The organism is Larkinella terrae, assembly GCF_009668025.1.
GTDB classification, from domain to species: domain Bacteria; phylum Bacteroidota; class Bacteroidia; order Cytophagales; family Spirosomataceae; genus Larkinella; species Larkinella terrae.
In genome coordinates this window covers 384,424-408,131 of record NZ_WJXZ01000014.1, presented here as the reverse complement: position 1 = coordinate 408,131, position 23,708 = coordinate 384,424, and the positions used below count along the sequence as shown (strand labels likewise).

At 51.4% G+C, this 23,708-nt stretch carries 21 protein-coding genes; 13 read left to right on the top strand and 8 right to left on the bottom strand.

What is annotated here, in order from left to right; all coding sequences use genetic code 11:
• Nucleotides 1-12: 12 nt before the first annotated feature.
• The 3 genes from GJJ30_RS23585 (at nt 13) to GJJ30_RS23575 (ending at nt 1,664) form a co-directional block, all read left to right on the top strand.
• Nucleotides 13-912, top strand: a complete 900-nt coding sequence (locus tag GJJ30_RS23585) for an FHA domain-containing protein (RefSeq protein ID WP_154177650.1) — start codon at nt 13-15, stop codon at nt 910-912.
• Between the two features lie 2 nt (nt 913-914).
• Nucleotides 915-1,163 carry a MoaD/ThiS family protein gene (locus GJJ30_RS23580; RefSeq protein WP_154177649.1) on the top strand — a complete coding sequence of 83 codons (249 nt, stop codon included), beginning with the start codon at nt 915-917 and terminating at the stop codon, nt 1,161-1,163.
• A gap of 90 nt (nt 1,164-1,253) precedes the next feature.
• Nucleotides 1,254-1,664 (top strand): molybdenum cofactor biosynthesis protein MoaE, encoded by a 411-nt coding sequence (locus GJJ30_RS23575; RefSeq protein ID WP_154177648.1) that lies wholly within the window; start codon nt 1,254-1,256, stop codon nt 1,662-1,664.
• Between the two features lie 96 nt (nt 1,665-1,760).
• On the opposite strand, the gene GJJ30_RS23570 is transcribed toward GJJ30_RS23575, so the two are convergent.
• Entirely contained in the window at nt 1,761-2,930 is a 1,170-nt protein-coding gene (locus GJJ30_RS23570) for an endonuclease/exonuclease/phosphatase family protein (protein ID WP_154177647.1), read from the bottom strand.
• 243 nt (nt 2,931-3,173) lie between these two features.
• Between GJJ30_RS23570 and rimP the strand changes: the two genes are divergently transcribed.
• The 6 genes from rimP to GJJ30_RS23540 all read left to right on the top strand — a co-directional run bounded on the left by rimP (nt 3,174) and on the right by GJJ30_RS23540 (nt 12,153).
• Entirely contained in the window at nt 3,174-3,653 is a 480-nt protein-coding gene (rimP, locus tag GJJ30_RS23565; RefSeq protein WP_154177646.1) for a ribosome maturation factor RimP, read from the top strand.
• 105 nt (nt 3,654-3,758) lie between these two features.
• Nucleotides 3,759-5,003, top strand: a complete 1,245-nt coding sequence (nusA, locus tag GJJ30_RS23560; protein WP_154177645.1) for a transcription termination factor NusA — start codon at nt 3,759-3,761, stop codon at nt 5,001-5,003.
• A 104-nt stretch (nt 5,004-5,107) separates the two neighbouring features.
• The gene (gene infB / locus GJJ30_RS23555) at nt 5,108-8,497 is read left to right on the top strand and encodes a translation initiation factor IF-2 (protein ID WP_154177644.1); all 3,390 of its coding nucleotides are present in this window, start codon (nt 5,108-5,110) and stop codon (nt 8,495-8,497) included.
• A gap of 75 nt (nt 8,498-8,572) precedes the next feature.
• On the top strand, nt 8,573-9,286 hold the full coding sequence (locus tag GJJ30_RS23550) for a metallophosphoesterase (RefSeq protein WP_154177643.1): 714 nt from the start codon (nt 8,573-8,575) through the stop codon (nt 9,284-9,286).
• Nucleotides 9,287-9,430: 144 nt separating this feature from the next.
• The gene (locus GJJ30_RS23545) at nt 9,431-11,506 is read left to right on the top strand and encodes a BatA domain-containing protein (RefSeq protein WP_154177642.1); all 2,076 of its coding nucleotides are present in this window, start codon (nt 9,431-9,433) and stop codon (nt 11,504-11,506) included.
• Nucleotides 11,507-11,541: 35 nt separating this feature from the next.
• Entirely contained in the window at nt 11,542-12,153 is a 612-nt protein-coding gene (locus tag GJJ30_RS23540; RefSeq protein ID WP_154177641.1) for a Uma2 family endonuclease, read from the top strand.
• 3 nt (nt 12,154-12,156) lie between these two features.
• Here GJJ30_RS23540 and GJJ30_RS23535 read toward each other — a convergent pair whose 3' ends face one another.
• Together GJJ30_RS23535 and fmt are read right to left on the bottom strand one after the other, a co-directional pair.
• On the bottom strand, nt 12,157-12,651 hold the full coding sequence (locus GJJ30_RS23535; protein WP_154177640.1) for a dihydrofolate reductase: 495 nt from the start codon (nt 12,649-12,651) through the stop codon (nt 12,157-12,159).
• 3 nt (nt 12,652-12,654) lie between these two features.
• Complete coding sequence (gene fmt, locus GJJ30_RS23530) at nt 12,655-13,581, bottom strand: methionyl-tRNA formyltransferase (RefSeq protein ID WP_262885385.1); 927 nt, start codon at nt 13,579-13,581, stop codon at nt 12,655-12,657.
• 295 nt (nt 13,582-13,876) lie between these two features.
• Between fmt and greA the strand changes: the two genes are divergently transcribed.
• Nucleotides 13,877-14,350: a transcription elongation factor GreA gene (gene greA / locus GJJ30_RS23525; protein WP_124878065.1), complete on the top strand. Its 474-nt coding sequence runs from the start codon at nt 13,877-13,879 to the stop codon at nt 14,348-14,350.
• Nucleotides 14,351-14,445: 95 nt separating this feature from the next.
• A complete protein-coding gene (locus GJJ30_RS23520; RefSeq protein ID WP_154177638.1) occupies nt 14,446-14,835 on the top strand; it encodes an HIT family protein in 390 nt (129 codons plus the stop codon).
• 32 nt (nt 14,836-14,867) lie between these two features.
• On the opposite strand, the gene GJJ30_RS23515 is transcribed toward GJJ30_RS23520, so the two are convergent.
• The 3 genes from GJJ30_RS23515 to GJJ30_RS23505 all read right to left on the bottom strand — a co-directional run bounded on the left by GJJ30_RS23515 (nt 14,868) and on the right by GJJ30_RS23505 (nt 19,114).
• Nucleotides 14,868-15,866: an NAD(P)H-dependent glycerol-3-phosphate dehydrogenase gene (locus GJJ30_RS23515; RefSeq protein ID WP_154177637.1), complete on the bottom strand. Its 999-nt coding sequence runs from the start codon at nt 15,864-15,866 to the stop codon at nt 14,868-14,870.
• 185 nt (nt 15,867-16,051) lie between these two features.
• The gene (locus GJJ30_RS23510; RefSeq protein WP_154177636.1) at nt 16,052-17,473 is read right to left on the bottom strand and encodes an efflux RND transporter periplasmic adaptor subunit; all 1,422 of its coding nucleotides are present in this window, start codon (nt 17,471-17,473) and stop codon (nt 16,052-16,054) included.
• A 123-nt stretch (nt 17,474-17,596) separates the two neighbouring features.
• On the bottom strand, nt 17,597-19,114 hold the full coding sequence (locus GJJ30_RS23505) for a TolC family protein (protein WP_154177635.1): 1,518 nt from the start codon (nt 19,112-19,114) through the stop codon (nt 17,597-17,599).
• A gap of 67 nt (nt 19,115-19,181) precedes the next feature.
• On the opposite strand from GJJ30_RS23505, the gene GJJ30_RS23500 reads away from it, so the two are divergent.
• Complete coding sequence (locus GJJ30_RS23500; protein ID WP_154177634.1) at nt 19,182-20,003, top strand: aminotransferase class IV; 822 nt, start codon at nt 19,182-19,184, stop codon at nt 20,001-20,003.
• Between the two features lie 6 nt (nt 20,004-20,009).
• Here the strand turns inward: GJJ30_RS23500 and GJJ30_RS23495 are convergent, their stop codons facing one another.
• Nucleotides 20,010-20,699 carry an ABC transporter ATP-binding protein gene (locus GJJ30_RS23495; protein WP_154177633.1) on the bottom strand — a complete coding sequence of 230 codons (690 nt, stop codon included), beginning with the start codon at nt 20,697-20,699 and terminating at the stop codon, nt 20,010-20,012.
• 38 nt (nt 20,700-20,737) lie between these two features.
• Here GJJ30_RS23495 and GJJ30_RS23490 point away from each other — a divergent pair, with 38 nt between their 5' ends.
• On the top strand, nt 20,738-21,184 hold the full coding sequence (locus GJJ30_RS23490; protein ID WP_154177632.1) for a hypothetical protein: 447 nt from the start codon (nt 20,738-20,740) through the stop codon (nt 21,182-21,184).
• Nucleotides 21,185-21,221: 37 nt separating this feature from the next.
• On the opposite strand, the gene GJJ30_RS23485 is transcribed toward GJJ30_RS23490, so the two are convergent.
• A complete protein-coding gene (locus GJJ30_RS23485; protein ID WP_154177631.1) occupies nt 21,222-23,606 on the bottom strand; it encodes an ABC transporter permease in 2,385 nt (794 codons plus the stop codon).
• Nucleotides 23,607-23,708: the final 102 nt, after the last annotated feature.

Genomic DNA, 23,708 nt, shown 5'->3' with positions numbered 1-23,708 from the left:
AACCGTCACTTTATGAGTTTTCTGGAAAAGGTCAAAGAACTATTCGGGTTTACACCGGCGGGGCAGTCGGCCACGGTAAAGCCTTCGTCCGAGGAAATCAAACGGACGGAACCGGTTTCGGTCGCACCAAAACCTGCTCCGTCCGGTCCACCACCGGCCGCCCGGCGACGGGAGCAGCTCCTGCGATTTGTCATTAATAAGCTGCGGGCTTACCAGAACGAACCGGAAACCGCTCCCATCGGCCTGAAGCTCCTGGTTTCTTGCCCGACACCGGAAGAAGAAGAACTTTACCGGGTCGTTTTGTGGGCCAATCAGCCGGGGAAATTCCAGCAGGAATTAAACCGCCAGTTGGCTGACAATTACATCGTTTTGCCCAAAAACTGGCGATTTGAGTACGCGCTTTCTGCGGACGAATTACCGTCCGGCACGTACCGGGAAGGAAATCTGGCGCTGATCATCCGGGATAAAACGAAACCGGACGCGGTACCGCTGCTGGCGCGAATCGTGGCGCTGGTCGGCCAGACGGAGCACGCCGAGTATACCCTCAACTCAACCGAAAAAACTGCGTTTTACATCGGTCGCGGGCATACGACCCAAACCACCTCGGGCCGGGTGCGAACCAACGACATCGTCATTCTGAACGACGACGATGCCGGTTTTGACCCGAACAAAGGCGCGGGCAACGGGGCGGTCAGCCGGGCACACGCCACGATCCGGTACGATGCTGCGAACAACCAGTATTCCCTGCTGGTCGATCCGGGCGGGCTACCCGCCAGCGGCAATAAAACGAAAATCATGCACCCCGACAATTCCGTCGAGCGGGCCGATATTGCCGGGATGGGTTACCCGCTCCGCGATGGCGATCAAATTGAGCTGGGCGGTGAAGTTGTTTTATTGTTTTCGTATCTTTGAGGATGAGTAACCGAGTTTCTGTACAGCTTTTTGGCATCACGCGCGAGATTGTCGGCTCGTCGGTCCTGACGCTCGATCTGCCGCAAACCGGTCAGGTAGGCGATTTATTGACGAATCTGAAAACGCAGTATCCCGCCCTCAACGGCCTCCGTTCGCTGCTGATTGCCGTCAACGGCGAATACGCCGAAGCCGATCAATCCCTGCATCCCAACGACGAAATTGCCCTGATCCCGCCCGTCAGCGGAGGATAACATCTTAGAATGATGGGTTATGAATGATGAACGATGAATTACAGCGTCAGCATCATCCATCGTTCATCATTCATAACCCATCATTCCTTTATGGTTGCGATTACGACTGAGCCGATTGATATGAATGCCGCTTATCAACACGTTTCGACGGGGGCGGCCGGGGCCATTACGTTTTTTTTCGGTACGGTTCGCGACAATACCCAAAACCGCCCCGTCGAACGGCTGGAATACGAAGCCTACGACCGGATGGCGGTCGCGAAAATGCAGGAAATTGCCGACGAAGCCTGCCAGCGCTGGGATATCCGGAACTACGCGATCATTCACCGGAAAGGCAATCTAACAATTGGCGACATGGCGGTTTTGATTGCCGTGGCTACTCCCCACCGCGCCGACGCCTTCGACGCCTGCCGCTACATCATCGACACGCTCAAACAACAGGTGCCGATCTGGAAAAAAGAGATTTTTGAGGATGGCCAGGTCTGGGTCGATGCGCATCCGTAGCTTTTTTAATGAACAATTAACAATGAATAATGAACAGCTCCGCATGGCTAAATCATTGTTCATTGTTCATTATTCATTGTTAATTGTTCATTCGATTCAAAAATCAAACTCGACATGCGTTCTGGGCGTGCGGTCTTTGCTGATTTCGCGCGGTTTGATGGCGTATTGGGCCATGATGGGATAGTGGTCGGAGAACTTGGCGTCCCGGTAGGTCGTGTAGTTGAGCGGTTCCAGAAACCGGGCGTTGTAGAACTGATTGTCGATCCGGAGAAAACCGGGGGCTTTGTTGTAGCTGAACCCAAAGCCCCGGCCCGCGTCTTCAAAGGCGTTCCGCAGAATCCGGCGCAATTTACCGTAGGTATAACTGTAGGGCGTATCGTTGAAATCTCCGCAGATAATGACCGGGTGCGGGCTATTTCGGTAATATTCCTCCACCCGGACAATCTGATTTCGGCGCAGGGTCATTCCCTGCCGAAGCTGGCGCAACACGCCCTGCGTATTTTTTCTGACGCGGCTCGACTCCTTCTCGTTCAGCATACCGCCCACCCGGATGCCCATCGACTGCAAATGGATGCTGATCACCCGGATCGTATCGGGACCGGTTTTGATATCGGCCCAAACCAGGCCGTTGAAATTGTCGAAAACCTCGTCGCCCCGTTTGACGATCGGGTAGCGCGAAAAAACCGCTACGCCGAAGAATTTGCCCGGCCCTTCCCGTTCCGGCGGGTGCAGGATGGCGTAGTAGGGATAACCGGCTTTCTCCAGACGCCGAATCGTTTTAAAAACAACCGAGCTGTTGTCATTGTAAAATTCCTGAAAGCATTTCACATCCGACGGTTCTTTCAACACCCAGTCAATCATGTTGTTCGCTTCGTCCGGGCGCTGGGTATCTACAAGGTCGTATTTGTTGAAACCCATCACGTTATAGCTCATGACCTGCAGCGTCGGGCGTTTCTCGCTGTTGTTACCTGGCTGGCTATACGCGAGCGTGCGTCGCCAGAACGGAATTCCGATGAGCATTGTCAATACCGGAAGCAACGCCCGCCAGGGCCGCACCAACAACCAGAATACGATAAAAAACAGGTTGAAAGCCCACGCAACCGGCAACGAGATCATCAGAACGCCAGCCATCCAGTGACCGATCGGAACTTGATAGAGCAGGTAATAAACCAGCAGCGTATACAGAAACAACAATAAATTAAGCGACCAGAGCAGCGACGAAAAAAACGAAGAAACCAGTACGCCAATCCTTAGCGAAAATTTCATACGAACGAATCAGATGGGTGCGGATCGCGCAGACCGACTTTTTTCAGTAACGACAGAGATAGGGCGTAGGCGTACAAAGTTACAAACGTTTGTTCGGAAAATGTCCCATTTAATCAGGCGGAAAAATTGTTAACTACAGTTCGGAGAATTGATTGGGAATCCATTCATAAAATACTTATCTTTGCAGCACTTATCAGCATTTATGCATGGCAGGGAGTTTTTGACTCCCTTTTTTGTTAATTTATGGATGTAAAGGCGAAAGTCAACGAGCTGTTACAGCCGTATCTGAACGAAGATCAGTATTTTGTCGTTGATATTCAGGTGTCCCCTTCCCGTACTCGTGCTAAAATAACCGTCTTGCTGGATAGCGATACCGGAATTACTATTGAAGAATGCGCGGGAATCAGCCGTAAGTTGGGCAACCAACTGGAAGAGCTGGAAATATTTGACGGCCAGCCCTTTACCCTGGAAGTATCATCACCGGGCGTCGATGAGCCCCTGGTTTTCAAGCGGCAATACCTGAAAAACGTGGGTCGTGAGATTGAAGTGTTGCTCAACGACGGGCAGACGCGCAACGGGAAACTGGAGAGTGTCGGTGACGATCAGATTGTAGTGATCGAAAAACCGCTCAAAAAGCCGAAGAAAACCGATCCGCCGATTGAGCCAACGGCCATCCCGTTTACCGACATTAAGAAAAGTACAATACAAGTTTCATTTAAATAAAGGCTTATCGGTTTCGAAGTAGGGTTTTCAGTTCGTTGTTTCTGTTTGTTCTGACTGGAAACCTGCAACTGAAAACCGTAAACTGAAAAACTGACAACTGACATTATGGATAGCGGAATACTCATTGAGTCGTTTGCAGACTTTGCACGGTCGAAAAACATCGATCGCCCGACCATGATCAAGATTCTGGAAGACGTCTTCCGGACAATGATTCGCAAAAAATACGGTACTGACGAAAACTTTGACGTGATCATCAACGCCGAAAGCGGTGACCTCGAAATGTGGCGCACCCGCGAGATTGTGGACGACAATTCGGAAGATATCTGGGACTACGACAAAATTCCGCTGGCCGAAGCCCGCAAGATTCAGTCTGACTTTGAAGTGGGTGAGGAAGTAGCCGAAGAAGTGAAGCTGGAGGATTTTGGCCGTCGGGTTGTGCAAACCGCCCGCCAGACGCTGATTCAGAAAATCAAGGATCTGGAAAAAGAGATTCTGTACGATAAATATAAAAACCAGGTTGGTGATTTACTGAACGCAGAAGTCTACCAATTGCTTAAAAATGAAGTAATTTTGCTCGATAACGAAGGCAATGAAATCAGCCTGCCGAAAAGCGAGCAGATTCCGAAAGACCGCTACCGGAAAGGCGAAACCACGAAGGCCGTCGTCCACCGGGTTGAAATGATCAACGGCACGCCGAAGATCGTTTTGTCACGGACCTCACCGGTTTTTCTGGAGCGTTTGTTTGAAAACGAAATTCCGGAGATTTACGACGGTCTGATCTCCATTCGCCGGATCGTTCGCGAGCCGGGTGAGCGGGCGAAAGTCGCCGTTGAATCATACGACGACCGGATCGATCCGGTCGGTGCCTGCGTCGGGATGAAAGGATCGCGGATTCACAGTATAGTCCGCGAACTGGGTAACGAAAACATTGACGTTATTAACTATACCGATAACTTTGAACTGCTGATCAGTCGGGCGCTGAGTCCGGCCAAAATCAGCACGATGAACGTTGATCGGGAAGCCAAACGCGTATCGGTTTTTCTGAAACCCGATCAGGTTTCGCTGGCCATCGGAAAAGGCGGTCAGAACATCAAGCTGGCCGGTCGGTTGGTGGGGATGGAAATCGATGTATTCCGGGATGTTGAAGGTCAGGAGGACGATGAAGACGTCGATCTGTCTGAATTCAACGACGAAATCGATACCTGGATGATCGAAGAGCTGCGCCGGGTTGGTTTGGATACCGCCAAAAGCGTGCTCGCGCGTTCGAAAGAGGAGCTTGTCCGGATGACTGATCTGGAAGAAGATACCGTTGAAGAGATTCTGGCCATTTTACGCCAGGAATTTGAATAAAAATGATGGACTATTAATGCTGAGCGATGAATTAAGTCGATCCATTCCTCGTTCATTATATATAGCGCATCATTAAAATGCTTTTTTCATTCTAAACCATTTGTATGGCAGAAGATAAATCCATGCGCCTTAGCCAAGTGGCAAAAATACTCGGAGTAGGTTCGTCTACTGTGGTGAGTCGTCTTTCTGCCAAAGGGATTAAGGTTGATAGTAACCCAAACGGCAAGATTTCTACGGATCAAGTGGAAATCTTGGCGAAAGAATTCGGTAATACTGAACTGTTGAATGGTGGAGCTGTTCGGAAACCAGCTTCAGAACCAATTGTGCCCGAGCTGGTCAAGCGTCGGGAAGATGATGATTTGCCGCAATATTTCCGGAATGAACCAGCCCGGCCCTCCCAGCCGGTGCCACCTCAGCCTGTTGCCGAACCGGTAGCTCCGAAACCCGTGCCTGCACCGGTACAGGAAGCCCCGAAACCACAACCGGTTGTACAACCTCAACCCGTTGTAGCCGAAAAGATTACAACGCCGGAGCCGCAACCCGCACCTGCCCCGCAACCTGCGGCCGCGCCGGTTGAAGCCCGTCAGCAACCCATACCGGCAGAACCCCGGGAAGCCGCGCCAACACCTGCGCCTGCCCCCAAACCGGAAGCAGCCGCTCCCGCACCCGAGAAAAAACCGGAACCCATTCAGCCTGTCGCCACCGCACCGGTTGAGCCTCCACGCCCAATCGAAACAACTCAGGCTGAAACACGTCCGCAAGTGACCTCACCGGAAATTAAAGAAACCGCCCAACCGGATCTCTCCACGCCCCGATTGCCGGGATTGACGGTTTTGGGTAAAATTGATTTGGAAAGAAAGCCTTCACAACGGCCCAATGATCCAAATGCACGCCAGCAACAGCCGAATCGGGGTGACCAGCGGAATAACGGCCCGCGGCCTGATGGCGCACGGCCGGATAACCGACAAGGCCAACAACCGAATCGGAACGACGGATCACGCGACCGTCGCCCGGATCGTCCGGGAGATGGCAATCGTCCTGCTTACCAGGGTCCCAACCCGAATCAGGGAGGAAACCGCCCGGATCGCGACCGGAACCGTCCGCAGGACAATCGGGGGCAGCAGCCACCGCGTCCGGTTGAACCACAACCAAGGCCCGTTACGCCCCGGATGGAGGAAACACCCCGTCCAGAACCGACCATTGAGCCGGATGAGCCAATCGAAACAATCCGGGCCCGGGGTGAGCAACTGCGCGGTCTGACGGTTTTAGGCACCATCGAACTGCCTTCGGAACGTTCCAAGAAACAGAATGGCCCGGTTGCTTCAACGGACGAACGTGATAAAAAACGGAAACGAAAACGCTTACGTCGTGACCCGGTCAGTGGCGCACCGGCCGCCGGAACGGCTCAGCCGCAAGGTCAGGGAGGAGCCCCGCGTAACCGGGAACGGGATACGACCAATCCGGCGAACCGCAACCAGCAAGCTGGTCAGCCGAATAAACCGGCAACCGGAACGGCCGCAGGGGCTGGATCAGCCGGTAAAGGAAAAGCCGGAGCCCGGGGTGGTACGCGTGACCGCCGGGAAGAACCGACGCAGCGTGAAGTAAAAGACTCGATCAAGGCTACACAGGCCCGGATGACCGGTAACAAGCCAAACCGGGGTGCCGACCGTCGCCGGGATCGCCGTCAGGAACGTGCCGAACGCGAGCGCGAACGTCTGGATCAGGAAAACGAAGAAGCAAAAATCCTGAAAGTAACCGAATTCGTGTCCGCCAACGACTTGGCGTCGCTGATGGATGTTTCGGTCAACGAAGTGATTGCCACCTGTATGAGCCTGGGGATGTTTGTCTCCATCAACCAGCGGCTCGATGCCGAAGCAATTACGGTGATTGCCGATGAATTCGATTACGAAGTACAATTTGTATCGGCCGAGGAAGAAATCGAATCCGGTCTGGTAGAAGAACCGGATGCGGAAGAGGATCTGATTACCCGGGCACCGATTGTCACCATCATGGGACACGTCGACCACGGTAAAACATCCTTGCTCGACTATATTCGCCGGACGCGTGTTGCCGCAGGTGAAGCCGGGGGGATTACGCAGCACATCGGTGCCTATAGCGTAAAAACGACCGACGACCGGATGATTACGTTCCTCGATACGCCGGGTCACGAAGCCTTTACGGCCATGCGGGCACGGGGTGCGAAGGTAACCGACGTGGTTATCATTGTGATCGCGGCCGACGACAGCGTCATGCCGCAAACGCGTGAAGCCATCAACCACGCGCAGGTAGCCGGTAGCCCGATTGTTTTTGCGTTCAGCAAGATTGACAAACCGGGAGCCAATACCGATCGAATTCGGGAAGAGCTTTCGGCCATGAATATGCTCGTGGAAGAATGGGGTGGTAAATACCAGACCCAGGAAATTTCCTCGAAATCAGGACAGGGTATTTCGGACCTGCTGGAGAAAGTTCTCCTCGAAGCCGAACTGCTCGAACTGAAAGCCAATCCGGATAAACGGGCGACGGGTACGGTTATTGAAGCCGAGCTGGACAAAGGCCGCGGTTACGTAACCACGATGCTCGTACAAACCGGAACGCTCCGCCAGGGCGACATTGTACTGGTGGGTGCGCACTTTGGCCGGATTCGGGCAATGACCGACGACATCGGCCAACGTCTGAAAGAAGCCGGGCCATCGACGCCGGTGCAAATTCTGGGTCTGCCGGGTGCTCCGCAGTCCGGGGATAAGTTCAACGTCATGGAAACGGAGCGCGAAGCCCGCGAAATCGCCAACAAACGGGAGCAATTGCTGCGTGAGCAGAACCTGCGTACTCGCAAGCACATTACGCTCGAGGAAATTGGTCGCCGGAAAGCGATCGGTAACTTCAAGGAACTGAACGTGATTGTGAAAGGTGACGTGGACGGTTCAGTCGAAGCGCTTTCGGATTCGCTGCTGCAACTTTCGACGGAAGAAGTTCAGGTCAATATCATCCACAAAGCCGTGGGTCAGATTTCCGAATCGGATATTCTGCTGGCATCGGCTTCGGATGCAATTATTGTCGGCTTCCAGGTACGACCTTCGGTGAGTGCCCGCCGTCTGGCCGAACAGGAGCAAATCGAAATCCGGTTGTATTCGATCATCTACGACGCCATCAACGAGGTTCGGGATGCCATGGAAGGTCTGTTGGCACCAACCACCGAAGAGGTCATTGTGGGGAACATCGACGTTCGCGAAGTGTTCAAGATCAGCCGCGTAGGTACCGTTGCGGGTTGTATGGTAACGGAAGGAATCATCCGCCGGAACAACAAAGTCCGGGTCGTTCGCGACTTCATCGTGGTGCATACCGGCGAAATCAGCGCGCTGAAACGGTACAAAGAAGATGTCAACGAAGTGCGGAACGGTTACGAATGCGGTCTAAGCATCAAAAATTTCAACGATATTCAGGTCGGTGATACGATCGAAAGTTTCGAACTGAAAGAAGTGAAGCGGACGCTGTAACGCCGTACGTGCAACACGATAAAAAAGCCTTTGCTGCGATTTGCAGTAAAGGCTTTTTCAATATATTGGTAGGTAATGAAAATTATTTCTGTCTCTGACCTCCACGGGCGCGGCAATTGGCTTCGAATTGATGTCGACTGTTACGATAAAGTGATCTTTTTAGGCGACTATACCGATAGTTATGATTTAAGTGATGAGGTTATTTTAGAAAATCTGCAACAAATCATCCGGCTTAAACAGCTTCATCCCGATAAAATTGTGCTGCTGATCGGTAACCACGACGCGCAGTACATGCATTTCCCGCATTACCGCTGTTCCGGTTTTCGGCCTTCCATGCAAGCAGCACTGACGGGTCTGTTTACCGAGCACCAATCACTGTTTCAAATTGCGTATCAGGTAGAATCCTATTTGTTTACCCACGCCGGTGTATCCAATCGCTGGCTGGCGCATGTGCCGAAAGGAGATTTGGGCTCAAAACTGGAACTAAATTTGCAATCGCTGGATCAACTGGAGCTGGCAAAGGTGATGAACGAAATGCACGAAGACCGAATGCTGCGGACGGCCCTGTTTGACGTCAGTTACCTGCGGGGCGGTAACGATGAAGCCGGGGGCCCCGTCTGGGCCGACAAACGGGAAACTTCGACGGACTATCTGCCGGGCTGGCATCAGATTGTTGGGCATACCCCCGTTCGGGAATTCACCACCGTCGGCGACCAAACCGGCTCGATTACGTATACGGATGTGTTACAAACGCAGGAGGCTTTCTACAGCATCGAAACCGGGGCATAAAACTGGCTTCGGCTGATTTATCCGAGTAAAAGTGGCCGATTGGTGTTATCCGTATGCTATTCTTGCTAAATTCGTTATAACCAGAACAACATTGTTTTATTTGGCCGTTATTAAAGAAAATAATCGCTACAGCGACCTGTTTGAATGAGTTTTCTATATCCTACCTTTCTGTTTGGGCTGTTGGCGGTTTCTGTCCCTGTTGCCATACACCTCTTTAATTTTCGCCGGACGCGTCGGGTATTTTTTACCAACGTCGCCCTGCTGCGTACAGTCCAGACCGAAACCAAGTCGTTCCGGCGGTTGAAGCATTATCTGATTCTGCTGTTCCGGACGTTATTTGTCATCTGCCTGGTACTGGCCTTTGCGCAACCTTTTCTGCCCAGCAAAAGTAAACTGGGTCTGTCGCGAACGGGGTTAACGAGCCTGTATCTCGATAATTCGTACAGCATGCAGAATGAGGCCAATCAGAAGCGGTACCTGGACATTGCCACCAGCAAACTGGATCAGCTTCTGGGATTGTTCCGAAATGCCACTTCGCTACAGCTGGTTACCAACGATTTTAGCAGCCAGGAGCAAACCGTCGGAACCGCCGAGGCTCTGCGCGACCGCGTTACTACGGTGCGGTTTGCCCATACGCCCCGCTCCTTACCCGACGTCTACCGCCGACAACTTAACCTGTTGGCGTCGCACAACCCGACCGGCCCCAATCAGTTGTTCTGGTTTTCTGATTTTCAGAAAAGTACCGCCGGTGATCTTTCCCGGCTAAAAATTGACACGACCAACCGGCTTTTTCTGGTTCCGCTGGAAACCCAGCCCACCAAAAACGTTTTCGTCGATTCGGTCTGGCTCAGCACGCCCTTCATCCGCGAGCTTCAGAACAACACTCTCAACGTCCGCGTCCGCAACAGCGGGGAGGAATCGGTTCGTAATTTTCCCATTAAACTTTTTATCGACCAGACGCAGGTCTCAACGGCATCCGTCACCCTGCCGGGCAAAGGAACCGCCACGGCTACGCTCAATTTTAATGTTACCCAGAAGGGCTTCCGACGGGGGCGTATCACGTTCGAGGATTACCCGATTACGTTCGATAACGAATATTACTTTGTCATTCAGGCATCTCCTTCCATTCGGGTTTTGCATTTGTATGATCAGAAAACCGACGCCAATTACATCGAAAATGTGTACGGCAACGACAGTTTGTTTGTCCGCCGGAGTTTCAGTGCGCAAAACGTGGACGTCGGCCAGTTAAAAACCGCTGATCTGGTGGTGCTGGAGGGCGTCAACCAGGTCAATGGCACGCTGCGAAGCGAACTGGAACGGTTTGTGCGCCAGGGAGGTAGCCTGGCTATCATTCCCCCGCCAACGCCGGACGCAGCCGCCTGGTCGTCGTTTTTTGCGGGTTTGGGAGTTGGCGGTTTACAGACGCAGGCTCTTCCCCTGCCCCCGCAACAACCGCTTTCAGCACCCAACCGCCAGAATCCGTTCTTCCGCGATATTTTTGAGCAAACCAATCAACAGGGCATCGAAAACCTGCCGAATGCGGTGCCGGTCTGGCAATGGCGGGTTGTGGGCGAGCGGCTGTTGACCCTGCGCAATGGCGTCCCCTTCCTGACGCAATCCAGAGTCGGGGGCTTGACGAGTGGACAGGTTTATATTTTTGGCAGTCCATTAAGTGCCGAGTACGGAAATCTGGCGCAACACGCTTTGTTTGTGCCTATTATGTACAAAATTGCCGCACTGAGCGTGCGCCCGGAGCGCACGGCTTATTCATTCGACGACAACACCATCGAAGTGCCGGTTACCAATGCCTCACCCAATGCGGTTTATAAACTGAAGCGCGACAAGCTGGAAATTATTCCCGTCCAGCGCGTCAATGGACAGCAGTTGCTGATAGAGTTGCCAAAAAGTAACCAGCTTAACGACGGTCAGCAACTGGCGTCCGGGTATTACGAATTGCAGTTGAATGACAAAACCGAAAAACTGCTGGCGTTCAACCATGGAAACCGGGAGTCGCAGATGGAATTTTATAAACCCGATGAGCTCCGGCGGATTTTTGCCAACCAGCCCAACGTCGAAATTTTCGACAGCATTCAGGACGATGATTTTGTGGAAGAACTGCGCCAGCAGAATCTGGGCACGAATCTCTGGAAGTACTTCGTGATTGCCGCGCTGGTTTTTCTGCTCGCCGAAGTGGCCGTGATCCGGTTTATGAAGGGATAATTTGATATATTTGATTAAACAACTGTTGGGGTTTTATGAAATTGACCTTGCCAATTGAAATCACGCATTTACCGTCTGGCACAGATTTGTCTGAACGTCTTCGTTCCATGACCGATGATGAATTCTACCATTTCTGTCAGGAAAATCCAGATGTCAAATTTGAGAGAAATTCCAACGGTAATATTGAGATTATGGCCCTTACTGGTGGAGAAACAGGTCGTAGAAATACTAAATTGACTTCACGTTTAGATATCTGGTCGGACGAAACACAACTGGGACTCGTTTTCGACTCGTCTACTGGTTTCAAATTACCCAATGGCGCAGACCGATCACCTGATGTTGCCTGGGTTAGCCAGAAACAATGGAACCAGCTAACATTGGAACAGAAGCGCAAGTTTCCACCACTTTGTCCTGAATTTCTGGTTGAACTAATGAGTGAAACCGACGTCTTGAGAATGGCGGAAGACAAGATGCGCGAATACATCGACAACGGTTGCCGCCTGGCCTGGCTGATCGATCCGAAAACCGAAACCGTCCGGATTTACCGAACCGACGGTTCGGTACAGGTGGTTCAGGGTTTTAATAACGTCTTGTCCGGCGAAGATACTCTACCCGGTTTTACATTTAAACTCAGTTTATTACGCTAGAAGCTACGGCTTTCGCTCCCAGATCACAAAATCAAAGGGCACCGCGTGCCGGTCATCGGCCGGGTGAGGCCGTCGACTGATTTCCTGCCAGACGGTTTTATCAAAATCCGGGAATTTCGCGTCGCCTTCATACGAAGCCTTCACCTCGGTCAGGTAAAGCCGGTCGGCAGAAGCAATGGCCTGGCGATAGATTTCGGCACCGCCAATGACAAAAGCTTCGGCAATACCGGTTTTTCGGGCTTCCTCCATCGCTTTTTCCAGCGAATCGACGATCACAGCACCTTCGGGATGAAACGCCGGATTACGGGTAATGACCACGTTCAGGCGGTTTGGCAGCGGTTTTCCGAGCGATTCGAACGTTTTCCGGCCCATCAAAACCGGGTGTCCTGAGGTGGTTTGTTTAAAATATTTAAAATCGTCGGGCAGGTGCCAGACCAACTCATTATCCTGGCCAATAACCCCATTTTCGGCCACTGCGGCAATTAAACTAATCAGCATTGTTCAGATTTTATTCCCCCGAAAATATTCTTCAACTACCATTTTCCGCTTTCCTTCGGCCTGTAATTCATCCACCGACAGCCAGCTGTCGGCCGCTTTAATCAATAACGTCTTTTTGCCATCGGACCAGGCTTCACCCGGTTCGGCAGGAATCGGCGAATGATCGGCAAACGAAACGGCGTAGATCTTGTAAATCTTGTCATTAATCTTCGTCCAGGCCGTTGGGTACGGCGACATTCCCCGCACAAAATTCCGGACAGCTTCGGCGGATTGAAACCAGTTGATCTCGCAGGTCTCCCGGTGAATTTTCGGGGCCAATTTCAGTTCGCCAACCTGAGGCTGCGGTTTTCGCGGATACCCCCCCGTTTCAATCGCGCGAACGGTTTTCAGGACCAGCGCAGCGCCTTTTTCCATCAACCGGTCGTGAAGGGTTCCGGCGGTGTCATGCGGATGAATGGGCTCAGTTTCCTGAAAAATCATCTGCCCGGTATCGATTTCTTTTTCGATAAAGAACGTGGTTGCTCCGGTTTCTTTTTCACCGTTGATCACCGCCCAGTTGATGGGCGCTGCCCCCCGATACTGTGGAAGCAACGAAGCATGCAGGTTGAACGTACCAATGCGGGGCATAGCCCAAACCACTTCCGGTAACATTCGAAACGCAACGACTACCTGTAAATCAGCCTGGTAACTTTTCAAATTATCCAAAAATGCCGGATCGCGCAGTTTTTCCGGCTGCAAAACCGGGATGCCAGCAGCTACCGCAGCGCGTTTCACCGGCGATTCGGTCAGTTGCTGCCCCCGCCCCGAAGGCCGGTCGGGCGCCGTTACGACAGCCACAACCTGACAACCGTCTTCCAGCAGTTTATTCAGGCTGGCCACCGCAAAATCGGGCGTGCCCATAAATACAATACGAAAAGATTCACTTCTCAAAACCGTAACTAGTTATTTGCTCGAATTGCTGATTAGGGCATTGGGAGAATGCCACAGAATTGTTATTTTTGTCTTCCTGAGTTCCACTATGGTTAGTCGAACAGCTATACATACAATTCCGCAGAAAGGCTCCTGACGCTTCCTACAAAGAAACAAGATTTTGTATGGAGAACGGTCAGCGAACCGTTCTTTTCTTTTTTGTGGCCAGTTACCCCTGATAATCGGCCACAGCAGGATTTGTAGGGTCTTGGGACAGCGAAACCAAAGGCAAAGAAAATTATAGAGTAGATGTAACATGGGTAAAATTTCGTATTACACTGAAGAAGGTCTAAACCGGCTGAAAGCCGAACTGAACGATCTGAAAACCAAGGGACGGAGCGACATGTCCCGCCAGATTGCTGAAGCGCGCGATAAGGGTGACCTGAGCGAAAATGCCGAGTATGACGCGGCAAAAGATGCCCAGGGTCTGCTTGAAATGAAGATTTCCAAAATGGAAGAAATTGTTTCCAATGCCCGGCTGCTGGACGAATCGTCGATTGACGCTTCGCTCGTATCCGTTTTATCGACGGTGAAGATCAAAAATCGAAAAAATGGCGCTACGATGACGTATACGCTGGTTTCGGAAGAAGAAGCAGATTTGAAACTGGGCCGGATTTCTGTTGGTTCTCCTATCGGGAAAGGACTGCTGGGCAAAAAAGTCGGCGACACGACCGAAATAAAAGTACCCGCCGGAACCATTGAATTCGAAGTACTCGAAATTGGACGATAGTTTTTTAAATGAACAATTAATAATGAACAATGAAAGTTTCTGAGAACCAACTATTCATTGTTCATTATTAATTGTTCATTGTTCATTTAACGCCCATGCCTTCCATCTTCTCCCGTATCGTCAATGGTGAAATTCCGGCTTATAAAATTGCCGAAACCGACGATTACCTGGCCTTCCTCGACGTCTTTCCGGCCGCAAAAGGACACACGCTGGTCATTCCTAAGCAGGAAATCGATTACCTGTTCGACCTCGACGACGATCTGTACGCCGGACTGATGAAGTTTGCCAAACAGATTGCGCCCGCTATCGAAAAAGCCGTTCCCTGTAAACGCATTGGCGTAGCCGTCGTTGGCCTGGAAGTGCCCCACGCCCACGTTCACCTGATCCCGCTGAACAGCATGGCCGACATGAATTTCAATAACAAGCTGAAATTGAGTCCGGAAGAATTCACGGAAATAGCCGCCAAAATCCGGAGCTTTCTCTGATGGACGGCCACGGCCGTCCAACCGTGGGTACGTTATTTCAGGACGGTTTTTAACGCATTCGTTGCCAGAACCGGTGACGTTTTTTCGTATAAAACCGTATACACCATCTCCATAATCGGCATCCGGACACCATGTTGCCGATTGATTTCGTAAATGCTTTTGACGGCGTAATACCCTTCCGCAATCATGTTCATCTCCATCTGTGCCGACTGCACGTTGTAGCCGCGCCCGATCAGGTGCCCAAACGTCCGGTTCCGGCTGAAGGGCGAATAGGCCGTAACGAGCAAATCACCCAGGTACGCCGACGCACTCAGGTCGCGTTGCATCGGATACACCTTGTCGACAAACCGCCGGATTTCCTGCATGGCGTTGGAGACTAAAACCGCCTGAAAATTATCGCCGTAACCCAAACCGTGCGTCATTCCACAAGCCAGCGCAATGATGTTTTTCATCACCGCGCAGTATTCTACCCCGTAAATATCGTCAAGCGGAGAGGTCTGGACAAAGCGTCCGTTGAGGAACTGGGCCACTTCCGAAGCAAATGCCAGATCCTGCGAAGCGATGGTCAGGTAGGACTGTTTTTCGAGTGCCACTTCTTCGGCGTGACAAGGCCCGGCAATCACCGCAACCCGATCGGCCGGAACGCCAAACTCCTGTTCGGCCCAGTCGGTCACCAACTGATTTTTACCGGGAATCATGCCTTTAATGGCTGATATGATGCTTTTTCCGGCGAGTTGTTCCGGTTTCACGCCCTGCAACGCATCGCCAATAAAAGCCGCCGGAACCGCCAGAATAATGTATTGACTGTCGCTCAGGGCGTCTTTGATTTTCGTGCACACCCGAACCTTGCGCGGGCTGATTTGCACGTCGCTGAGGTAACTGGGATTGTGGTGGAATTTTTTAATATGACCGGCATCGCGCTGGCTCCGCAGCCACCAGCGAATGTGGTTATTTCCTTCCGACAGAATTTTAATAATTGCAGTGGCCCAACTGCCACCGCCCACGACGGTAATCCGAGCGGGTTGATTCATAAATTTGTGGAGAAAATAGATGGAAGACAAGCGAAATGAGACTTTTGACTGCCAATTGGTTACGTCTCTATTCTCTTGTCTTTTCTCTTTTGCCTAAGCCATTTGATGCCGCAAAATACGAAAACGCCTGCACCTTTTAACAGGGCAGGCGTTTTCGTGTTCGCTATCGACGCGCACGAGTGTTGTTATTGATCCGTTTTTTCCGGTTTCTTGTCTTTAGCCGGATCGTGTTTGACTACGGGATCGCCATCTTTCAGACGCTTCGAAACCGCGATAAAGGGGCCGGATACCACTTCTTCACCCGCTTTCAGTCCTGATTTTATCTCGATATTTTCGAAATCGCTGATACCGGTTTTTACTTCACGCTGTACGACTTTGCCATTCTGGTGAACAAAAACGATTTCTTTAACTTCCTCCTTTTTGGCCGGGGCCTGATTGGCCGGTTTTCCCCCATTGTTGTTATCGTTATTATCGTCGTTCGGATTGCGGTTCATGGCTTCCTGAGCGGCTCCCCGCGTGGTAACGGCGGCAATCGGAACCGCCAGAACGCCCGGACGGCGGTCGGTGATGACTTCAACGGAAGCCGTCATCCCCGGTTTGAGCGGATAAGTACGTTTAGCCCGGCTCGCCATCAAATCCTTATACGAGCTGTTCAGCACCTTGATCCGCACCTCGAACTCCGTGACCGCATCCGTCGACATACTCGACGTGGAGCCCGTTGTACCGGTGGCAGCCAGACCGTTGGCGGTATTGGCGATTTCGGTAACAATTCCTTTGAACTTCCGGCCGGTGGTCGAATACGAATCCACATCAATGTCTGCCGTATCGCCCAGGCTCACCCGAACGATGTCGTTTTCGTTGACGTTCACCCGTACTTCCATGTTGTTCAGGTTGGCAATCCGGAGCATTTCCGTACCCGCCATCTGCGACGTTCCCACGACGCGTTCGCCCAATTCGACATTGAGTTTGGATACCGTACCGTTTACCGGCGCGTAAATAGTGGTTTTGCGAAGGTTTTCGGTGGCATCGCGCAAACCGGCTTCGGCACCGGCAACGTTGAACTCGGCGGCTTTTACATTAGCCTCGGTCGATTCGATTTCCTGTTGGGCCACGTTATAATCGGCTTCGATCTGCTCAAAATCGGAGGCCGAAATGACCTTGTCGGCCAGCAGTTTCTTGTTCCGATCGTAATTCGCTTTTGAGCGGATCAGGCGGGCGCGGCCCTGAGCGGCCAATGCCTTGGTTTGCAGGTATTGAGCCCGGCTGGAGTTGACGGTAGCGCGGGCGCGGGCCAGCAGCGACTCGTAGTTGTCGGGGCGGATTTTAAGCAGCAATTGCCCCTGTTTAACCGAATCGCCTTCAGCAACGTATAAGGCAATGATTTCTCCTGAAACATCCGGGCTGATTTTAACCTCTACTTCCGGTTGCACCCGACCCGAAGCACTTACCCGTTCGATGATGTCTACTTTTTTAACTGCGGTAAAATCAACTTCAGCCGGTTTTGCTTTACCGATCAGGCCGGTTTGCTTCGCGGCTACCAATCCGCCTACCAACAGAATAACAATACCACCCAGTATCCACCAGATGCGGTTCGATTTACGTTTCATAAGAGATGAACAAGGAACAATGAATAACGAATATGAACACCGGCGAACCGGAATGAACATGCGGGTAATCGACTGGTTACATACGAGCCCGCAAATTATTCATTTTTCATTGTTCATTATTCATTAAAAAGATAATGGTTTATTTTGGTAAAAGTCTAGAATCTTGGTCCGGAATACGTAATCATACTTGGCCTGCACCAGATTGGCCCTGGATTTATCCAGGTTATTTTTGGCGATGTTGTAATCGACCGAGTTCAAGGCTCCGGCGTTAAACCGGCTTTCAGCGGCCTGGAATGCTTTCACCAATGATTCCACCTGAATCTGGGTAGCCCGGTAGCGATTGGAAGCCGCCAGCATGTTGGTATAAGCGGTTTCGATATTCTGGCGGAGGGTCAACTTAACATTGTCCGCATTAATTTCTGACGTTTTCTGGGTAATTATGGCAGTCGTAATTCGATTTCGTGCCTGAAAGCGTCCAAATATGGGGATATTCAAGTTTAAAGAAGCCCCGCGGTTCAGGTTATTGTTAAGTTGTTCTCCATAGGTATAATTTTCTGACCGAAAATTATCTTGTAAGGTAATGATTTCCGTCTGAGTCCCATCAGGCAGAATGATGGGGATACGAGTCTGGGTTTGTCCATCCGCAATCCTTTTTTGCAGACCAACATTTGAATACAAGGTACTGATGCTACCGCTTAACGTCAAAGTCGGGAGTAGACCCGCTTTCGCCACTTTTACACCCACGGCATCACTCTGAACCCGGAGTTCTGCGGCTTTCACATCCGGCATAAACTGAGTAGCCGTCTCAAAAACTTGCTGAGCGCTAATGGAATACGGTTCCAACGTTGGATCATCAAGTTGGTATCTTTCCACTTCCAGCGTACCGGGTGTTGGTGCACCGCTATTCCCGGCGGGCAGGTTCATTGCCTGTAACAACGCCAGTTTTGCCAAATCCAGGTTATTCTGCGCATTGACAATCGCCAGTTCATCATTGGCGACCTGCGCCCGCAAATCGTAAAGCTGGGCTTCAGCCAGCGTACCAGCATCAACCAGTTTCGTTGTGCGATCCAGTTGACCACGGGTTGTTTCAACTTGACGACGGGCAATATCGAGTTGTTCCTGATACGTCAGAACGTTCAGGTAGTTCTGCACAACGAGAATGGAAACGTTATTTTGGGTAGCCCGCAAATTCTGCTCGGTCGATTGCAAAAATAAATCGTTCTGCTTGATCGTATTTTGCAGGGCAAATCCGTTGAATACGGTTGCTTGTCCCTGAAGCTGGTAATTGTTTGACCGAACCGATGAGGTAATAAACGAGTTGGTACCAGGGTTGATATTTCGGCCTGAACTGAACGACTGATTGGCAAAACCGCTCACAGTAGGAAATAAATTCAATTTCGACTGCCGGTATAGCAACTCACTGTTTTGCACGTTCAACTCTCCCTGCTTGATCTGCAGGTTGTTTTGCAGCGCAATATCGATACACTGCCGTAACGAATACCGCTGGGCTGCCGGAGCTGGCTGATTACCCTGCACGGTTGTCTGGGCATTCGTTGCATTGACGATAAGCCCCAGTAGCGATGCCAGGATCGTAAACTTAAACCGGATCGCCGGGCCGTTGTTATTTGTAAATCGCTTCATGGTTGTTCAATGTTACAAAGTATCTTGCGTACTGATGAATTATTTTAGATAAACGGTGAAAATACAAATGAACGTGGTTTTAAACGGGGATGTACTGCCGGAAGAGGCCATTTGCCTTTCCCCAAATGACCGGGCATTCCAATACGGCGACGGCTTGTTTGAAACCCTCCGTTACGAGCAAAACGAAGTCCGGTTCTGGCCGGATCATTACGACCGGGTCACCCGCGGCATGGACGCCCTTGCGCTCCGGCTTCCTCCCCGGTTCGACCGGGATTTAGTGCTACCTCAGATTCACAAACTTCTTCACCTCAATGGCCTGACCCAGCAGACTGCCCGCATCAAACTCCAGGTCTGGCGGCAACCCGGTGGCCTATACACGCCGACCAGTTTCCAAACCAATTTCCTGATTACCGCCCGATCCGGGTCAGCGTTTGCCGTCACGGAAAAAACCGCAGTCGGTTTTTTCGATGCCGTCCGGTTATCGCCTTCGCCGGTTTCGGCTTACAAAACCCTCAACGCCCTGCCTTACGTGCTGGCCGGAATTGCCAGGCAGAAGCAACAGGCCGATGACATGATTTTGCTGGATACACACGGCCATTTGTCCGAATGCATTGCTTCAAACCTGTTCTGGCTCATTGGCAATCAGCTCATTACGCCTTCCCCCGACAGTGGTTGCATCGAGGGAATTCTGCGTCGGCAACTGATTCGGCTGGCTCCCCAACATGGTCTGACGGTTCATCAGGGCCTTTTTTTGCCGGACGTTCTCACCAAAGCCGACTCGGTTTTCTGTACCAATGTTAGCGGAATCCAGTGGATTCGGCAAATTGGTGAGACCATTTTCGATGAATCACCGCAAAACCGGCTCCAACCGGTTTTTGCGGAGTTGTAATCATTTTTACTGCCGCTCCACCGAAACCGGGAACGATTCCAGCCAGCCGTCTTTCAGGCGCAAAATCCGGTTGCCGTATTCCGCGTTGGTTTCCGAGTGCGTCACCTGAACGATGGTTACCCCGTCTTCCTTATTCAGCTTTTTGAACAGTTCCATGATCTCCTTTGCGTGGTCGGAATGGAGGTTTCCGGTAGGTTCATCGGCAAAAATCACCTTGGGTTCCGACGCTACGGCGCGGGCAATCCCGACCAGTTGCTGCTGTCCGCCCGACAACTGCGTTGGGAACAGGTCTTTTTTCGCCACCATGTTAAACCGGTCGAGCAGTTCGGCCACCCGGCTTTTCCGTTCCGACGACGACAGACCTTTGTACAACAGGGGCGTTTCGATGTTTTCGTACACCGTCAGTTCGTCGATCAGGTGGTAAGCCTGAAACACGAAACCAATGTAGTTCCGGTGTAATTCCGTCCGGCGCTTTTCCGACAATTTCTGTACCGGCTGGTCAAAAAACAGGTACTCTCCTTCCGACGGCTCTTCCAGCATGCCCAGAATGTGCAGCAGGGTGGATTTACCCGATCCTGATGGGCCCATGATGGAAACGAACTCGCCTTCGTTGATATCGAGGGATATATTACGAAGCACGTATGTCTTACCGAAACCGGCAGGGTAGTACTTGGAAACGTTATGTAGTGAAATCATATTTGGGTATATTTGAAAAACTGTAAATCCATTTAACTATGTATTACACTGGTGATGATGTTCCCTTTCTCGCCCGTGAAGAAATGGGGACCAACGCTCCGAAACAACATCAACGGATTATTGGTAAATTAATGTTGGGTTTAGGTTCTCTTTACTACTTCGAAAAGAAAATTCCATTCGAGCCGTTTGTTGAAACAATGCTTGATGAAGGAAAAAGCAGCCCAACACCTGATCTCTTACTCTACGACAATTCTACTGATCAAACCCCACTTATTATTGAAATCTGCCATACGGCTGGTTTACAAAATGACATTGAAAAAGTAATCTGGCTCACGGACAAAAATAATTACGGCATCCTTGAAGCCTTTGTTTACAATTATAAAACCCAGCAGTGGTTTCGGTACGGCAAAGGTGACGCCGGTTTGACTACCGAATCTTCTTACTCAGAAATCCTCCAACTCGACCTCAACAACTTTTTAGAATGATGAATGAACAGTCTTTTAATTCGTCATTCATCATTTGCTACTCGCTCCGCAAACTGTCGGCCGGATTTGACAAGGCGGCCCGGTAGGTTCGGAAACCGATGGTTAGGCCACCAAGGCCCAGCAACAGGCCGATGCAACCGCCCAGTGTTTCAAAACCGATTGAAACGTGATAGGCAAAATTAATCAGAAAAGCCATTCCCGCCAGATACCCCAGCGGTAGGGCGATTCCGCCCGCAATGAGCAGTAATTTAACAAAATCCCAGGATAACAGCCAGATGATCTGCCGAACCTGCGCGCCCATTACTTTCCGGATGCCGACTTCCTTGATGCGGGTTTCGGTCGTGTACGTAACCATTCCCAGCAATCCCAGACAGGCAATGGAAAAAGCCAGCGCTGTCAATAGACTCATGAAGTTAACATCATCTTCGTGACTGTGCCGTTTGTAGAGAAAATCGCTGTACCACTCGCCCACAAATGGCTCGCGCGGATTCAAATTTTTCCAGACGCGCTGCACCCCGGCCAGCGTGGCATCGGTGGTTCCCTCGGCAATCCGGACATTGACGTACCGAAACCGTTTGGGCTGGTATTTCAGAATAAGGGGTTTGATGGGCCAGTTAAAGGTGGTAAATCGGAAATCTTTGATGACCCCGGCAATCTGCACTTCCGTGCTATCGTTTAGCCAGAGCGACTGCCCCACTACCTCCCGTGGATTACCCATTCGGAAGGATTTAACGGCCTCTTCATTGACCAGTACAAACCGCCCCGACGAACCTTCACCGGCGGTATCGACTGCCATCTCGGGCAAATTCTGGCCCACCAGCAACGTCAGCTCCATGTTGTCGATAAAATGCGGATCAATGGCCGTCACGAAGACCGTCACCGAATCTCCGCCGGTTTTCTGATGACGTACTTTCCGAAGATCGCCACCGTGGCTACCGAACAGTTCCGAGGTTGCCGATACGCGCTCGACGCCCGGAATTCGGTTCAACTCATTCGCCAGCCGCTGGTAGGGAATATTGTTCAGGGGAATATTCAAAATGCGTTCACTCCGAAAACCGTAGTCGGCCGTCGCCATGTACTGTTGCTGCCGCGCCATCGACAACAGCGCAATCATGGCGATCAGTGCAATCGCGAATTGGGCCACGATCAATGACTTACGCAGGGTAATACCCCGGAAAACTTTCAAACCGGTCTGGCTCCGCAATACCTGCGCCGGCCGAAAACCGGACAAAACCCGCGCCGGAACGAATCCCGCCAGCAAACCGGTCAGAACGCTGAATCCAACAAAAACCGCCCAGAGCGACGTATCCAGTTCCACGCCCCCGATCAGCCACTGCTGCACAAACGGCATCGGTTCGATCAGCATCAGGAACAGGTACGCGACGCCCAGCGCAAACATGGATAAGACGACCGATTCGGCCATAAACTGCCCCATCAGTTGCCAGCGCACCGCCCCGGAGACTTTCCGGATCCCGACTTCGCGGGCGCGACTCAGCGAGCGGGCCAGTGTCAGGTTGACGTAATTGAAAACCGCCAGCAACAGCGTCAGCAAGCCAACGGCCATTTCCGTCACCAGTTTGCCCCAGGTCTGCTCCCAGGTTCCCATCTCCAGATCTTCGCGGGAAGGTGAAAGCCTGATCATGGACTGGGCGCGAAAGGTGTATCCTTTCTCGGACTTGAAACGAATGTCTTTGGTAGCCCGCGCGGCAATGGTCGGCAGGACTTTTTCCAATTGGGCGGCCGACGAACCTTTTTTCAGCAGAACATACGTATAGCCGCTCGTGTATTGTTTCCAATCGGTTTGCTGCTGTTTCCGGTTTTCCGTCAAAAGCGTCGGCATCGAAATCACCAGCCCGAAGCGAAGGTGCGAGCGGATTGGAAGTTCCTTGAATACACCCGTGATCGTTATTGAACCAAATTCTTTGGTGTGAATCACCTTGCCAATCGGGTTCGACAGTCCGAAGAATTTCTCGGCTGTTTGGGGTGTCACAACCGCCGTATGCGGTTCGGTCGCCGGTTGTCCGGTCGCCAGCTTATAGCCTAAAATGGTAAAAAAACCGGGGTCGACGGCGCAGTAATAGTCCCCCAGCTTTTTCTGATCAACGGTAAACTCCGTGTATTCCCGAATCACCCGGGTGGTATTCTCCACAAAACCATACTCCCGCTTCAAGCCTTCGGCCAGCGGCAGGGGCGTAGTTGCAAAAGCCGCCGTCTGATTGTCATTGGCAGTAACATCGGTCAGAATCCGGTACGTCCGGTCGGAATTCGGGTGGAAATTACCGTAGTCGAAAGCGCCTTTGATATCGATCAGCGCCAGCAAACACACCATAATCCCGGACGCCAATCCGACGATATTAATGAAGGAAAACAGTTTATGTTTCCAGAGATTTCGAAAAGCGATGAGGACGTAATTACGAAACATGCGAGTAACGAATGAGCGGAATGCTAACCTAAGACTCAAGGCTTATGCCAGAAAACCAAAAGGCTGGTAATTAACCGAATAGACGCATTAAAAACAAAAGAG